The following is a 13,733-nucleotide window of genomic DNA, read 5'->3' as shown; positions in this document are numbered from 1 at the left end:
TCGGAACGGCGCGGAATCGGTCGGCTGTGGGGTACTGGCGTTGACGCGCCAACCGCTGCGGGCGGACACCCCCCGACACGTCCCCTTGCCGCCGTACGCGACTGCGGGCGCGTGCACCTTGCGACGACCGTCACCTCTCGGCCCATCGAGCCACCCGCCTGGGGCAGTCCAGTCCCCAGGCCGACGCTCACCTCTCGGCCGACCGAGTCGGGTGGTGGGTGGAGGCCGTCCCGGACCCCCGCCCGCTGGGGGTGGAGTTCCTGGGGCGACGGTGGCTTCTTGGCTGACCGAGTCGGGTGGTGGGTGGAGGCCGTCCCAGCCCTCCACCCACCCCTGGGGGCGCAGCCCCGGGGCGAGGCCCGCCTCTCGACCGACCGAGACGGGTGGTGGGTGGGCATAGGCCCGGGGGTCTGGGGGCGGAGCCCCCAGCAGGGGCGTGCACGCATGCCGGGTGGGTTGACAAGAGGGTGTGTGTCACAGGGGTCGGCGGTTCCGCCCGCACGCCCGCAGCCCTATCGTCAAGGTCATGTTCGCTGTCTACGCCGCCCGAATCGACCGCGACCAGCCGCTCTCCGGTCTGGAGTTGGGGGAGCGCCCGGCTCCTGAACCCCGCCCCGGCTGGAGCGTCGTCGACGTCAGGGCCGCCTCCCTCAATCACCATGACCTCTGGTCCCTGCGAGGCGTGGGCCTCGCGGAGGACAAGCTGCCGATGATCCTCGGCTGTGACGCCGCCGGCGTCGACCAGGACGGCAACGAGGTCGTCCTGCACTCCGTCATCGGCCAGACCGGACACGGCGTCGGCCCGAAGGAGCCCCGCTCCATCCTCACCGAGCGCTACCAGGGCACGTTCGCCGAGCAGGTCGCCGTACCGACGTGGAACCTGCTGCCCAAGCCCAAGGAGCTCTCCTTCGAGGAGGCGGCCTGTCTGCCCACGGCGTGGCTGACGGCGTACCGGATGCTGTTCACGAACGCGGGGGTCCGGCCCGGTGACTCCGTGCTCGTGCAGGGCGCCGGCGGCGGTGTCGCCACGGCCGCCATCGTGCTCGGCAAGGCGGCGGGGCTGCGGGTCTTCGCGACCAGCCGGGACGAGGCGAAGCGGAAGCGGGCCGTCGAGCTGGGGGCCGTGGAGGCGGTGGAGCCGGGTGCGCGACTGCCGCAGCGGGTCGACGCCGTGATCGAGACCGTCGGCGCGGCGACCTGGTCGCACTCGGTGAAGTCGCTGCGGCCCGGCGGCACGCTCGTCATCTCCGGCGCGACGAGCGGTGACCGTCCCTCGCATGCCGAGCTGACCCGGATCTTCTTCCTGGAACTCAAGGTCGTCGGCTCCACGATGGGCACCAAGGACGAACTGGAGGACCTCCTCTCCTTCTGCGCCGCCACCGGCGTACGTCCCGTCATCGACGAGGCGTTCCCGCTCGACCGGGCCCGCGCGGGCTTCGAACGGCTGGAGTCGGGGGAGCAGTTCGGGAAGATCGTCCTCACGAACGGCTAGCAGACCTTGTGTTTCTGACGGTCGGTCCGGTTTTCCGGGCCGGCCGTTTGGCTTGTCAACTTCGGTTGACGGGTGGAGTGTGTCAATGTAAGTTGACGCTATGACCGAAGCAACGGATCTCGCCGAGCGCGCGGGCGACCGGGACCCCCGGGTCGGCCTGCGGGCCGTCGCGGCGCTGCGCAGGCTGCTGGAGCAGTTGGAAGCGGTGCAGGTGCGCAGTGCGCGCAATCAGGGCTGGTCGTGGCAGGAGATCGCCGCGGAACTCGGTGTGAGCAGGCAGGCCGTGCACAAGAAGTACGGGAGGCATTGATGTTCGAACGGTTCACGAAGGACGCCCGGGACGTGGTGCGCGGGGCGGTCGAGTACGCCGAGGGGGCGGGCGCACAGGCCGTCGAGGCGGAGCACGTGCTGCTCGCCCTGCTGGACCGGGAGGCCTCCCGCGCCTCCTTCGGTCTGGCCGCACTCGGTCTCACCGACCGCAAGGAGTCCGTACGGTCCTCCCTGAGCGAGGCGCGGCGACGCGCGGGCCTCTCCCAGGCCGACGCCGACGCTCTTGCGGGACTGGGCATCGACGTTTTCGAGATCGTCGCCCGGGTGGAGGAGGTGCACGGCGTCGGAGCGATGTCCGGCGACCGCAAGGGCGAGGGCTGGTGGTCGGGGCGCCGCACCTTCGGCCGGGACGCCAAGGAGGTCCTGGAGAAGTCGCTGCGCATTGCCCTCGCCCGCCGCGACCGCCATGTCGGCGACGAGCACATCCTGCTGGCCCTGACGGCCCGCCCCGGCGTGCCCGCGGAGGTCCTCGCCGACCACGGCGTGACGTACGAGACGGTGACGCGGGTGCTGTACGGGGGCGGGGAGGCGAAGGCCGGCTGAGCGGGGCCTGGTGGTGGCTCCGGCAGTGCGGCTGAGGCACCGGCTCTGCCGCACTGCCATCGGTGTGTCGCTCACGCCTTCGGCGTGCGCAGCAGCGCCCCGATGTGTGCCGCCGCTGTCGACAGGTGACGGCGGGCGTCGCGGAGTTGGTCGGGTGTGACTCCGTGGTCCCGGGCGGTGTCGCGGATGTCGTCCCGGAAGCGGTCGAGCAGACGGTCCAGGTCGCGGGCCGGGTCGCCGGTGGGGTCCTCATGGGCCCACGTCGGCTCGTACTCGGCCGGGAAGTCCTCCGGGGTGTGTGAGTACTCGGGCGCGGGCGTCGTCTTCTCCGCGTCGCCGTTGCCCCGTCCGAAGCCGAGGCCGAAGTCCTTCCCGAACTCCTTGCCATAGTCCTTTCCGAGCTCGCCGAACTCCTTGGCCAGTTCGGTCAGGCCCTCGCGTACGCCCGTCGGCCAGTCGCCGCGTGCGAAGTGGTCCTGCACCTGCTCCTGGACCCGGCGGGCGATGCGCTGCACTTCCTCCTGTGCCTGCTCCCGGGCCCGCTCCTGCGCCTCCTTGGCCTGGTGGCGGGCCCGCTGGGCCTCCTCCCGCGCCCGCCGGCTCTCGTCCTTGGCACGCCGGGCCTGCTCCTTCCACTCCTGCTTGACGCGGCGCATCTCCTCCTTGGCGGCGCGCCACGCCTCCTTGTCGGTGTACTCGCCGAAGTCACCGAAGGGGCCGCCCTGTTCGCCGTCGCCGGCCTTGGTGCCGGTGCCGCCGGGCCCGGTGCTCCGCCGGGCCTCGGAGGCCGCCGCCCGCATCTCGCGCCGCAGATCACCCGCCGCGCCGCGCACGTCGGCCCGGATCTCGGCGGCGAGTTCCGCGACCGACTCGCGGATCTCCAGTTCCAGGTCGGCCAGTTCACCGCTGCGGTCGGCCAGCTCGGCACGGCCCGCGTCCGTGATGGCGTACACCTTGCGGCCGCCCTCGGTGGTGTGGGTGACCAGGCCCTCGGCCTCCAGCTTGGACAGGCGCGGGTAGACGGTGCCCGCCGAGGGGGCGTACAGGCCCTGGAAGCGCTCCTCCAGGAGGCGGATCACCTCGTAGCCGTGGCGCGGGGCTTCGTCCAGCAGCTTCAGCAGGTAGAGGCGGAGGCGGCCGTGCGCGAAGACGGGGGACATGTCAGAGCACCTTCTTGTCGGTCGTACCGTCGGCCGGGGCGCTGGTCGAGCCGTCGCCCGGGCCGGAAACGGAATTGTCCCCCGAGCCGCTCCGCGGGCTGTCCGCCGGGTCGCCGGCGCCGGAGTCCATGGCGTCGTCCCACGGCTCGTCCTCCCGGGGTGGCCTGCGCAGGAGGGCGATCGAGCCGGAGATGGTGGTGGCCCGCAGCTTGCCGTTGCCCGGTCCGAGGCGGCCGGTGATCTTGTGGGCGCCCCACTGGCCGTGCACCCGGAGGCCGTCGAAGGCGTTGGAGATGGTCCCGCTCGCCGTGTTGGCCTCGACCTCGGTGTCGGCCGGCTGGGGGAGCCGGATGGCGATCTCGCCCGAGATGCTGGTCAGCCGGACGTCGGTGGGGCCGCCGGGGTCGAGGTCGACGATCATGGAGCCGCTGACCGAGTCGGCCCGCACGGCGCTGCCCGAGCCGTCGACGACGGTCAGGTCGCCGGAGACGGAGTTGAACCGGAGGTCGCCGGTGACGGCCTGGGCCTCCAGGTTCCCGGCGACCGTGTCGGCGCGGACCGGACCGGAGAGCCCGACAAGTGTCGTGTCGCCGGAGACCCCCTTCACCACGGACGGCCCGCGCAGCCCGGAGACGACGGCTCCCGCGCTGATCACACCCACCTCGACCTGCGTGTCGGCCGGCACGGCGAGGGAGACGACGGCACTGCGCCGCCATCCCTTCCGGTCGAGCCACTTGAGGAAGCCCTTCCAGGGGAGGTCGTCGTACGCCACGGTGAGCGTGCCGCCCTCCTGGGTCACGACCAGGGGTGGGCCGTCGATCTCGGAGACTTCCAGGCGGGCGGAACCTTCGTCGGTGCCCACCACGTTCACTGTTCCGTCGACGATACGGACGCGGAGGGTGGTGACGGGATCGTCGAAGGTGAGCTTCGTGGGCTCGGTGACGGACCACTCGGACATCGGTTCAGGCCTCCCCGTAACAACGCGCCATATCGCGTCTCCTGCTATTTACGATATATCGCGGTTCGGGAAAGTCAAGGCACCCGTTCCGGGGATCTTTGGGTCATGGTGAGCGATCAAATGATGCTCAAATAGGGTGAATCGCCCTAGCGTGTGAGCATGTCGACGGAAGCATCCCGAACCGGTCCGGCCGGTCCCGCCGGTCGCGCCCCCGGCGCCCTGCTGCTCTGCCGGGCGCAGCCAGATTCCGTCGCCCCCGCGGCCCAGCTGCTGCGCGAACGCATGCTCCTCACCCACGCGGGCGAGGACTGGAGCGTCCTCGTCCCCGAGGGCAGGCCCTGGCTGCACGGCGGCGAGCCCGTCGACCGCGTCCTGACCGGCTGGGCCACCGCCCTGGCCGTCGGCGCCTCCTGGCCCGTACTCGCCCTGTGGTGGGACGCGGACCGCGCCGGCTTCGTCCTCGCCGTCGGCTTCCGCCGCCCCGTCGGGTACGTCTGGCTGGCCAACGGGACCCCCGCGGGCGAGGACGAGGCCATGCGCACCTTCGCCGCCCGCCTCGGCCTGGACCCGGTCCTCGACATGCAGTCCCTCGACCAGCTCACGAAACCGGCCGCCAGGACCGACGCCCGCGCCCGGCTGGGTGCCCTGCTCGCCGTCCTCACGCGCGCGGGAGTCACCCTCCCCACCGGCCTCGCCCCCGGCGAACCCGTCGACCGCCTCCACGAGGCCGCCCGCGCCCAGCCGGACGCCCGCCCGGTCGAGTGGCCCGGCCTGCACGCCGCGGTCCGCACGGAGATCGACGCCGTGACCCACCCCCGCCTCAGCCCCTGGCTGCCCTGGTCGGGCGACCCCCGAGCCCGCCTCCTGGCCCTCGCCCAGCTCACGGCAGCCCTCCCGGTCACCGCCTGGGGCGTACGGCGCCGCAGCGCCGGCTGGATCACAGCAGGGGCACTCCTGCTGGCGCACGGCGCGCTGGGACTGACGTACGACCTGGCACGCCCGCGCGACTGAGAGCACGAAAAAGGGGCGCCGCACGGGCGCCCCTGCGAAACCGGTCCTGCTCGTCCTGCCTGTCGTCCTACTCGTCGTCGTCCTCGTCGTCCAGCCGCGCCAGCCACGTCGCCAGCCGCTCCACCGGCACCTCGAAGTCCGGGTTCAGATCGACGAAGGTCCGCAGCTGCTCGGCGAGCCACTCGAAGGTGACCTCCTCCTCGCCCCGCCGTTTCTCCAGCTCTTCGATGCCACGGTCCGTGAAGTACATGGCTCAAGGATAAGTGTGCGGAAACGGCCGGGCCGCACCCCCCAGGAGGGGGTGCGGCCCGGTCACGTACGGCCTGCGAGAGCGGTTACGCCTCGAACACCTCACGCACCAACTGCTCCTGCTCGGCCTGGTGCCGCTTCGCGGACCCGACCGCCGGCGAGGAGCCGTGCGGTCGGGAGATGCGACGCAGGCGCTCCCCGTGGGGGACCTCCGCGCCGACCGCCAGGTCGAGGTGGTCGATGAGGTTGAGGGCGATGAACGGCCAGGCGCCCTGGTTGGCCGGCTCCTCCTGGGCCCAGAGGTACTTCTCGGCGTTCGGGTACTTGGCGATCTCGGCCTGGACCTCGGCACCCGGGAGGGGGTACAGACGCTCGAGGCGGATGATCGCCGTGTCCTTGACACCGCGCTTCTGACGCTCGGCCTCGAGGTCGTAGTAGACCTTGCCGGCGCAGAAGACGACCTTCTTGACCGCGGTCGGGTCGACCGACGCGTCGCCGATGACCGGGCGGAACTGGCCCGTCGTGAACTCCTCCGCCTTCGAGGCCGCGGCCTTCAGGCGCAGCATCGACTTCGGGGTGAAGACGACCAGCGGCTTGTGGTGCGGGTTGTGCGACTGCCACCGCAGGAGGTGGAAGTAGTTCGACGGGAGCGTGGGCATCGCGACCGTCATGTTGTTCTGCGCGCACATCTGGAGGAAGCGCTCGGGGCGGGCGGACGAGTGGTCCGGGCCCTGGCCCTCGTAGCCGTGCGGGAGCAGCAGGGTGACGCCGGACGTCTGGCCCCACTTCTGCTCCGCCGACGAGATGAACTCGTCCACCACCGTCTGCGCGCCGTTGACGAAGTCGCCGAACTGCGCCTCCCACAGCACGAGCGCGTCGGGGCGGGCCAGCGAGTAGCCGTACTCGAAGCCCATCGCCGCGTACTCGCTGAGCAGCGAGTTGTAGACGTTGTAGCGAGCCTGGTCCTCGGCGAGGTACATCAGCGGCGTGAACTCGTCGCCCGTCGCACGGTCGATCAGCACCGCGTGGCGCTGGCCGAAGGTGCCGCGCTGCGAGTCCTGGCCGGCCAGGCGGACCGGGACGCCCTCGAGGAGGAGCGAGCCGACCGCCAGGGTCTCGCCCATGCCCCAGTCGATGGTGCCGTCCTCGACCATCGTCGCCCGGCGCTGCAGCTGCGGCAGCAGGCGCGGGTGGACGGTGATGTGGTCGGGGACGTTGAGCTGGGACTCGGCGATCCGCTTGACGACCTCCGTGGAGATCGCGGTGTTCACGGCGACCGGGAACTCCGGCTGCGGGTCCGCGGACTCGGACGACAGCGGCTGCGCGGTGGCCTCGCGGACCTCGGTGAAGACCTTCTCCAGCTGCCCCTGGTAGTCCTGCAGGGCCTGCTCGGCCTCTTCCAGGGTGATGTCGCCGCGACCGATGAGGGACTCGGTGTACAGCTTGCGCACCGAGCGCTTCTTGTCGATCAGGTCGTACATCAGCGGCTGGGTGAAGGCCGGGTTGTCCGACTCGTTGTGACCGCGGCGGCGGTAGCAGATGAGGTCGATCACGACGTCCTTGTTGAACGCCTGGCGGAACTCGAAGGCCAGGCGGGCCACGCGGACCACGGCCTCCGGGTCGTCGCCGTTCACGTGGAAGATCGGCGCCTCGATCATGCGGGCCACGTCGGTGGCGTACATGGAGGAGCGGGCCGACTCCGGCGCGGCGGTGAAGCCGACCTGGTTGTTGATGACGATGTGAACCGTGCCGCCGGTGCGGTAACCGCGCAGCTGCGACATGTTCAGGGTCTCCGCGACCACGCCCTGGCCCGCGAAGGCCGCGTCGCCGTGCAGGGCCACCGGCAGGACCGTGAAGTCCGTGCCGCCCTTGTTGATGATGTCCTGCTTGGCGCGGGCGATGCCCTCCAGGACCGGGTCGACCGCCTCCAGGTGGGAGGGGTTGGCGGCCAGCGAGACCTTGATCTGCTCGCCGTCGAGACCGGTGAAGGTGCCCTCGGCGCCCAGGTGGTACTTCACGTCACCGGAGCCGTGCATCGACTTCGGGTCGAGGTTGCCCTCGAACTCGCGGAAGATCTGCGCGTACGACTTGCCGACGATGTTGGCGAGCACGTTCAGGCGGCCGCGGTGGGCCATGCCGATGACGACCTCGTCCAGGCGGGACTCGGCGGCCGAGTCCAGCACCGCGTCCAGCAGCGGGATGACGGACTCGCCGCCCTCAAGGGAGAAGCGCTTCTGGCCGACGTACTTCGTCTGCAGGAAGGTCTCGAAGGCCTCCGCCGCGTTCAGGCGCCGCAGGATGCGCAGCTGCTCCTCGCGCTCCGGCTTGCTGTGCGGGCGCTCGATGCGGTCCTGGATCCACTTGCGCTGCTTGGGGTCCTGGATGTGCATGAACTCGACGCCGGTGGTGCGGCAGTACGAGTCGCGCAGCACACCGAGGATGTCGCGCAACTTCATCATCGACTTGCCGGAGAAGCCGCCGACCGCGAACTCGCGCTCCAGGTCCCACAGGGTGAGGCCGTGCTCGGTGATGTCCAGGTCGGGGTGCTTGCGCTGGCGGTACTCCAGCGGGTCGGTGTCGGCCATGACGTGGCCGCGGACCCGGTAGGAGTGGATCAGCTCGAAGACGCGGGCGGCCTTGGTGACGTCGTCGTCGTGCGAGGCGTCGATGTCCTTGAGCCAGCGGACCGGCTCGTAGGGGATGCGCAGCGCCTCGAAGATCTCGTCGTAGAAGCCGTTCTCGCCGAGCAGGTAGTTCGCGACGACGCGCAGGAACTCGCCCGAGGCCGCGCCCTGGATCACTCGGTGGTCGTAGGTCGACGTGAGCGTCATGACCTTTGCGATGCCGAGCTTGTTCAGGGTGTCCTGGGAGGTGCCCTGGAACTCCGCCGGGTAGTCCATCGAGCCGACGCCCATGATGACCGACTGGCCGGGCATCAGGCGCGGGACGGAGTGGACGGTGCCGAGGCCACCGGGGTTGGTCAGCGAGACGGTGACACCGGTGAAGTCGTCCATCGTCAGCTTGCCGTCGCGGGCGCGGCGGACGATGTCCTCGTAGGCCTGCCAGAACTCGAAGAAGTTCAGCGTCTCGGCCTTCTTGATGCCGGCGACGACGAGCTGGCGGTCGCCGTTGGGCTTCACCAGGTCGATGGCCAGGCCGAAGTTGACGTGCGGCGGCTTGACGAGGGTGGGCTTCCCGTCCTTCTCCGCGAAGTGCCAGTTCATCGACGGCATGGCCTTGATGGCCTGCACCATCGCGAAGCCGATCAGGTGCGTGAAGGAGATCTTCCCGCCCCGGGCGCGCTTGAGGTGGTTGTTGATGACGATGCGGTTGTCGAACAGCAGCTTCACCGGGACCGCGCGCACGGACGTGGCCGTGGGCAGCTCCAGGGAGGCGTTCATGTTCTTGGCGACCGCGGCGGCCGGGCCGCGCAGCGTCACGAACTCCGGGCCCTCGGCGGAGGCGGCGGCGGGCGCTGCCTTCGGGGCCGCGGCGGCCGGCTTCGCGGCCGGAGCCGGAGCCTTGGCCGGCGCGGCGGCCTGTGCGGGCGCAGGAGCGGCTGCCGCGGGCTTGGGGGCCGCGGGAGCCGGGGCGGCCGCGGCCGGAGCCTGGGCGGGCGCCTGGGCCTGCGCCGGCGGGGCGGCAGGCGCGGGGCGGGCCGTGGTGGTGGTCTCTGCGGCCCCCGCGGCCGCAGTACCCGCCGGAGCCGAGGCGGCAGCCGCCCCCGGCTTGTAGTCGGCGAAGAAGTCCCACCAGGCTCGGTCTACCGAATTGGGGTCCTGGAGGTACTGCTGATAGATCTCATCGACGAGCCACTCGTTCGGACCGAAGGCCGCTGCGGGGTTCTTACCCGCTTGGTCTGCGTCGGTGGAGATGCTCGAGTTACTGGGGGACTGTGGCGACACGGCGGCAACCGCCCTCTTCCGCTTCACAAGGTGATGGACAGCGGGAATAAAGGCTACGCCTCCAAGACCGAGAAGGTCAGGCCGGGTCCGTCCATCGTCGTGTAAGTCACATCAAACAGCGAGTTTCAGGGGTGGAAATGGCGGGAAACAAGCGGGGTTCCGCTTCGTCCGGGATGCGCTGAGCGGGCCTCAGCGCGACGACGGCGCGGGCCTGTGCCTGATCACACGTGTCCGTCAGCACGGAACGACCGTGGATCTTGTGGCTCCGCTTCGAACTTTACGTCAACTTGGCAAAGAAGGAAGTCCCGGAAGGGTGACAAGAATCCGGCAGCCCCGCTCGGATTCGGCCACCCCGATCCGGCCGCCGTGCAGATCCACCGCCCAGCGGGCGATCGCCAGCCCCAGACCCGTGCCGCCGTCGCTGCCGGGACCGTGCGGCCGGTTGACGCTGCCGCGGTTGAACCGCTCGAAGACCCGGTGCCACTCCGACCGCGGAATGCCGGGGCCCTCGTCGAGAACCTCCAGCTCGAGCGACTCGGAACCGCCCCCGCGCCGCGCCTTGACCGTGACCCGGCCGTGCGGCGGACTGTGCTTGACCGCGTTGTCGATGAGATTCGCCACGACCTGGTGGATCCGCTCCGGGTCCGCGTGCGCGGTCAGCTCCGGCGGGGACACGTCGAGGTGCAGATGGACGTCCGTCCGCGTGTGGCTGCCGGATCCGGAGGCGATGCCCGCGCGCGCGGAGGCGACCATGTTGGCCTCCTTCAGCACCCCCGACAGGTACGGCCACACCTCGAACCGCCGCTTGCGCAGCGGTACGACCCCGTTGTCCAGCCTGGACAGGTCGAGGAGCGTCTCCACGAGACGTCCCAGCCGCTCCGTCTGCTTCAGGGCCGTCCGCATCGTCTCCGGGTCGGCCTGGGTGACGCCGTCGACGATGTTCTCCAGGACGGCACGCAGGCCCGCGATGGGCGTACGCAGCTCGTGGGAGACGTTCGCCACGAGCTCCTTGCGCGCCTGCTCCTGCGCCTCCAGGTCGTCCGCCATGCGGTTGATCGTCTGGGCCAGGTCGCCCAGCTCGTCCCGGCGGTTCTCCCGCACCCGACGGCTGTAGTCGCCGTGCGAGATCGAACGGGCCACCGCGTTCATCTCGTCCAGCGGCGAGGTGAGCGAGTGCGCCACGAACTGCGTAATCAACAGTGTGGCGATCATCGAGAAGACCGTGATGAAGCGCAGCTCCGTCTTGGTCTGCACCGCGATCATCAGCAGACCCGTGGTGATCAGCACCGAGATGACGACCAGAGCGCCCAGCTTGGTCTTGATCGAGAACGGGCGTACGCCGCCCCAGGGCTCCCCGGGGCGTCTTGGTGCGGCCGGCCCGTCGCTCATGGCGTCGGCGTCTCCAGGGCGTAGCCCACGCCGTGCACCGTGCGGATCCGCTCGGCGCCGATCTTCCGCCGCAGCGCCTTGATGTGGCTGTCGACCGTGCGGGTGCCGGAGGCGTCCGCCCAGTCCCACACCTCGGCCAGCAACTGCTCACGGGAGAGCACCGCGCGCGGGGTGTTCGCCAGGCACACCAGGAGGTCGAACTCCGTGGGCGTCAGGTGGACGTCCTCGGAGCGCACCCGCACCCGGCGCTGCGCGTGGTCGATCTCCAGCTCGCCGAGCCGCAGGATGCCGCTGCGCGGGGTGGACGCCGCGATCGCGGCCCGCTCCACCCGGCGCAGCAGGACGTGCACGCGCGCGGCCAGCTCCCGCATGGAGAAGGGCTTGGTCATGTAGTCGTCGGCGCCGACGCCGAGCCCGACCAGCATGTCGGTCTCGTCGTCCCGCGCGGTGAGCATCATCACCGGCACCGGCCGGGATGCCTGCACGCGACGGCAGACCTCCAGACCGTCGAAGCCGGGCAGCATGATGTCGAGGATCAGCAGATCGGGCTGCCAGGCCTCGGCGGTGTCCACCGCGGACGGACCGTCGCCCGCCGTTTGCACGAGGAATCCCTCGGCGCGCAGGCGGGTCGCGATGGCGTCCACGATCGTCGGATCGTCTTCGACGACAAGCACCCGTCGCTGTGCGCCCGGGGTCGTCGCCGTGCCGTTGTGGGAGGTGTGTGTCTGCTCCATCGCCCGCCCCTGAGGTGTGCAATTCCGGAACCAGTGGGGTGATCCCTTGTCTGCGCATGACTGCGCTTGACGCTTGAATGATCGGCGTCAGGGAAGCAGAGTACGGGGAGTCACCGTAGCTTTGCTATCCAGGTCGGACGGCAAGGTGCACGACGTCCGGAACGCCCCGGGCAACCGGGATCTCTTCGGTACGCACCCGTTGGAACCCGGCATTCCGTAGGGATCCTTCAAATTCCGGAGAGGGCTGGGCGGACCACACGGCCAGCACCCCTCCTGGCCTCAACACCCTTGCGCAGCTTGCCAGTCCGGCCTCGGAGTACAGTCCGCCGTTGCCCTCGGTGACCGTCCAGCCGGGGCCGTTGTCGATGTCCAGGCACAACGCGTCGAACGTGTCGCATGTCTCATTGACGAAAGCGACAAGATCGGTTTCCACAATGTCGGTGCGCGGATCGGCGAGGGCCCGCGCCGACAGCCCGGACAGCGGTCCGGCGCGGTGCCAGTCGATGATGGCGCGCTCCCGCTCGACCACGGTGATCCGGCCCCAACGGGGATCGGCCGCGGCGTGTGCGAGCGAGAACCCGACACCGAGACCGCCGATGAGCACGCTCGGCTGACCGCGACCCCCGAGCGCGTCCAGCGCCGCGTCCACGAGCCGCCGCTCCGAGCGGCCGTCGGAGGTGTCCATCAGAAAGCAGCCGTTGGCGATGATCTGCAGCAACTCGCCGTGCCGTCGCAGCACGACCTCGCCGTGCGGGCCCTCGCGCCGGTCCAGGATCCGGGGAGTGTCGTACGAGGTTGACATCGGCCCATTCTTGCAGGTGGGAGAAGGCCGGGCCGATGGAGTCACCTCGGGCGGCGACCGTGGTCCTCGACCACGGGGGCTTCGCCATGGTCGGGCGCGAAGTGGCCGTACGTCTTTGAGAAGTGACTGTGAATCGGCACCCGGGTGGCGCCCGTCACAGACAGCGGCTGTACGGGGCACGGAGGCTGGGGTGAAACGGAAGGAGCGCCTCACCGTGGAACGGACTGAGACGGACGGTACGGCGGGTTCGCCGGCGCCCGCGCCGAGCGATTCGCCCGTCCCTCGGGACGTGCCCCCTCCGCGCTACGACGCCTGCCTGCAGGACGTCTCCGGGCTGCTGGACGGGATGCCCCGCCAACGAGGAGCGCCGACGACCGTACCGGGTGTGCCCGTTGCGCCCCTCGCCGTCGAGCCTTTGGAAGCCCGCCCTCGTCTCCCTCACCGTCTCCGCCCCTGGCGCCTGCTCCCCACCCCCACCGGGACACCGTTCACCTTCGGCTACGGCGTCGTCCTCGCCGTCACCTCACTCGTCACCGAGTACGCCGACCCGGCCGTCGTGCACGACCTCCACCAGGCCTCCAGCACCGATGTGGCGCACCTGGTGCAGACGCCCGTACTGGTGCTGCTGACCAGCGCGTTGTGGATCGCGGGCGGGATCCTCTCGCCGTTCGCGATCGGTTTCCTGCTCGTCCTCACCGCACTGGAGCGCCGGATCGGCGGGCTGCCCACGGCCGGGGTCTTCCTGCTCGGGCATGTCCTCGCCACCCTCGCGACCGAAGTGCCCGTAGGGCTCGCGGTCCTGGTCGGCCACCTGCCCGACAGTTCGCTGCACCGCCTCGACTACGGCGTCAGCTTCGGCGTCGCCGCCGGGGTGGGCGCCCTGGCCGGACTCCTCACCCCGTGGCTGCGCTGGCCGCTGCTGGCGGTGTTCGGCGCGATGCTGGTGCGGAGTCTGCTGGCGTTCACGGACCCGATGACCGACTGGGGGCACCTGACGGCGTTCGCGATCGGCATCGGGACCTGGCCGATGGTGCGGCGCTGGTACCGGGCACGGCTCGCTTCGGGCCCCTTGCCCGGGGTCGCCTAGGGGGTGTTTCGAAAGTCCTGTGCGGTGCCCGCGGTGTCCGGTGCGTGCTCTCGGTGTGCCGGACGGAAGGCCC

The 13,733-nt window shown here is 70.6% G+C and carries 12 protein-coding genes; 5 read left to right on the top strand and 7 right to left on the bottom strand.

The genetic code is table 11. The annotated features are described in order from the left end of the window. The first annotated feature begins 526 nt into the window (after nt 1-526). The 3 genes from AC5P09_RS49515 (at nt 527) to AC5P09_RS49505 (ending at nt 2,365) form a co-directional block, all read left to right on the top strand. Nucleotides 527-1,492 (top strand): zinc-binding dehydrogenase, encoded by a 966-nt coding sequence (locus tag AC5P09_RS49515; RefSeq protein ID WP_493880239.1) that lies wholly within the window; start codon nt 527-529, stop codon nt 1,490-1,492. Between the two features lie 100 nt (nt 1,493-1,592). Beyond that, the gene (locus tag AC5P09_RS49510; protein ID WP_016437953.1) at nt 1,593-1,802 is read left to right on the top strand and encodes a helix-turn-helix domain-containing protein; all 210 of its coding nucleotides are present in this window, start codon (nt 1,593-1,595) and stop codon (nt 1,800-1,802) included. Next, on the top strand, nt 1,802-2,365 hold the full coding sequence (locus AC5P09_RS49505; protein WP_493880238.1) for a Clp protease N-terminal domain-containing protein: 564 nt from the start codon (nt 1,802-1,804) through the stop codon (nt 2,363-2,365). The genes AC5P09_RS49510 and AC5P09_RS49505 overlap by 1 nt, the downstream gene beginning before the upstream one ends. Before the next feature lie 71 nt (nt 2,366-2,436). On the opposite strand, the gene AC5P09_RS49500 is transcribed toward AC5P09_RS49505, so the two are convergent. Both AC5P09_RS49500 and AC5P09_RS49495 read right to left on the bottom strand, forming a co-directional pair. Next, a complete protein-coding gene (locus AC5P09_RS49500; RefSeq protein ID WP_493880237.1) occupies nt 2,437-3,525 on the bottom strand; it encodes a helix-turn-helix transcriptional regulator in 1,089 nt (362 codons plus the stop codon). Nucleotide 3,526: 1 nt separating this feature from the next. Then, on the bottom strand, nt 3,527-4,483 hold the full coding sequence (locus tag AC5P09_RS49495) for a DUF4097 family beta strand repeat-containing protein (RefSeq protein WP_493880236.1): 957 nt from the start codon (nt 4,481-4,483) through the stop codon (nt 3,527-3,529). Nucleotides 4,484-4,642: 159 nt separating this feature from the next. Between AC5P09_RS49495 and AC5P09_RS49490 the strand changes: the two genes are divergently transcribed. Beyond that, on the top strand, nt 4,643-5,494 hold the full coding sequence (locus AC5P09_RS49490) for a hypothetical protein (protein WP_493880235.1): 852 nt from the start codon (nt 4,643-4,645) through the stop codon (nt 5,492-5,494). A 67-nt stretch (nt 5,495-5,561) separates the two neighbouring features. Here the strand turns inward: AC5P09_RS49490 and AC5P09_RS49485 are convergent, their stop codons facing one another. The 5 genes from AC5P09_RS49485 to AC5P09_RS49465 all read right to left on the bottom strand — a co-directional run bounded on the left by AC5P09_RS49485 (nt 5,562) and on the right by AC5P09_RS49465 (nt 12,573). Next, complete coding sequence (locus tag AC5P09_RS49485; RefSeq protein WP_019075209.1) at nt 5,562-5,744, bottom strand: DUF6104 family protein; 183 nt, start codon at nt 5,742-5,744, stop codon at nt 5,562-5,564. Nucleotides 5,745-5,829: 85 nt separating this feature from the next. After that, on the bottom strand, nt 5,830-9,648 hold the full coding sequence (locus AC5P09_RS49480; protein ID WP_493880234.1) for a multifunctional oxoglutarate decarboxylase/oxoglutarate dehydrogenase thiamine pyrophosphate-binding subunit/dihydrolipoyllysine-residue succinyltransferase subunit: 3,819 nt from the start codon (nt 9,646-9,648) through the stop codon (nt 5,830-5,832). A gap of 282 nt (nt 9,649-9,930) precedes the next feature. Then, nucleotides 9,931-11,037 (bottom strand): HAMP domain-containing sensor histidine kinase, encoded by a 1,107-nt coding sequence (locus tag AC5P09_RS49475; RefSeq protein ID WP_493880233.1) that lies wholly within the window; start codon nt 11,035-11,037, stop codon nt 9,931-9,933. Continuing rightward, entirely contained in the window at nt 11,034-11,771 is a 738-nt protein-coding gene (locus AC5P09_RS49470) for a response regulator transcription factor (RefSeq protein WP_217239405.1), read from the bottom strand. Before AC5P09_RS49470 ends, AC5P09_RS49475 begins: the two co-directional genes overlap by 4 nt. Before the next feature lie 124 nt (nt 11,772-11,895). After that, nucleotides 11,896-12,573, bottom strand: a complete 678-nt coding sequence (locus AC5P09_RS49465) for a spermine/spermidine synthase domain-containing protein (RefSeq protein WP_493880232.1) — start codon at nt 12,571-12,573, stop codon at nt 11,896-11,898. 214 nt (nt 12,574-12,787) lie between these two features. Between AC5P09_RS49465 and AC5P09_RS49460 the strand changes: the two genes are divergently transcribed. Beyond that, nucleotides 12,788-13,660: a rhomboid-like protein gene (locus tag AC5P09_RS49460; RefSeq protein ID WP_493880231.1), complete on the top strand. Its 873-nt coding sequence runs from the start codon at nt 12,788-12,790 to the stop codon at nt 13,658-13,660. The last annotated feature ends 73 nt before the right edge of the window (nt 13,661-13,733 follow it).

The organism is Streptomyces sp. a15 (assembly GCF_059026085.1).
The sequence above is the reverse complement of the archived record's forward strand: the minus strand, read 5'-3'. Positions and strand labels throughout refer to the sequence as shown.

Bases quoted from the DNA above. Each gene is read 5' to 3' on its own strand.
- AC5P09_RS49515 (WP_493880239.1), top strand. From the start codon at position 527: ATGTTCGCTGTCTACGCCGCCCGAATCGACCGCGACCAGCCGCTCTCC.
- AC5P09_RS49510 (WP_016437953.1), top strand. From the start codon at position 1,593: ATGACCGAAGCAACGGATCTCGCCGAGCGCGCGGGCGACCGGGACCCC.
- AC5P09_RS49505 (WP_493880238.1), top strand. From the start codon at position 1,802: ATGTTCGAACGGTTCACGAAGGACGCCCGGGACGTGGTGCGCGGGGCG.
- AC5P09_RS49500 (WP_493880237.1), bottom strand. From the start codon at position 3,525: ATGTCCCCCGTCTTCGCGCACGGCCGCCTCCGCCTCTACCTGCTGAAG.
- AC5P09_RS49495 (WP_493880236.1), bottom strand. From the start codon at position 4,483: ATGTCCGAGTGGTCCGTCACCGAGCCCACGAAGCTCACCTTCGACGAT.
- AC5P09_RS49490 (WP_493880235.1), top strand. From the start codon at position 4,643: ATGTCGACGGAAGCATCCCGAACCGGTCCGGCCGGTCCCGCCGGTCGC.
- AC5P09_RS49485 (WP_019075209.1), bottom strand. From the start codon at position 5,744: ATGTACTTCACGGACCGTGGCATCGAAGAGCTGGAGAAACGGCGGGGC.
- AC5P09_RS49475 (WP_493880233.1), bottom strand. From the start codon at position 11,037: ATGAGCGACGGGCCGGCCGCACCAAGACGCCCCGGGGAGCCCTGGGGC.
- AC5P09_RS49470 (WP_217239405.1), bottom strand. From the start codon at position 11,771: ATGGAGCAGACACACACCTCCCACAACGGCACGGCGACGACCCCGGGC.
- AC5P09_RS49465 (WP_493880232.1), bottom strand. From the start codon at position 12,573: ATGTCAACCTCGTACGACACTCCCCGGATCCTGGACCGGCGCGAGGGC.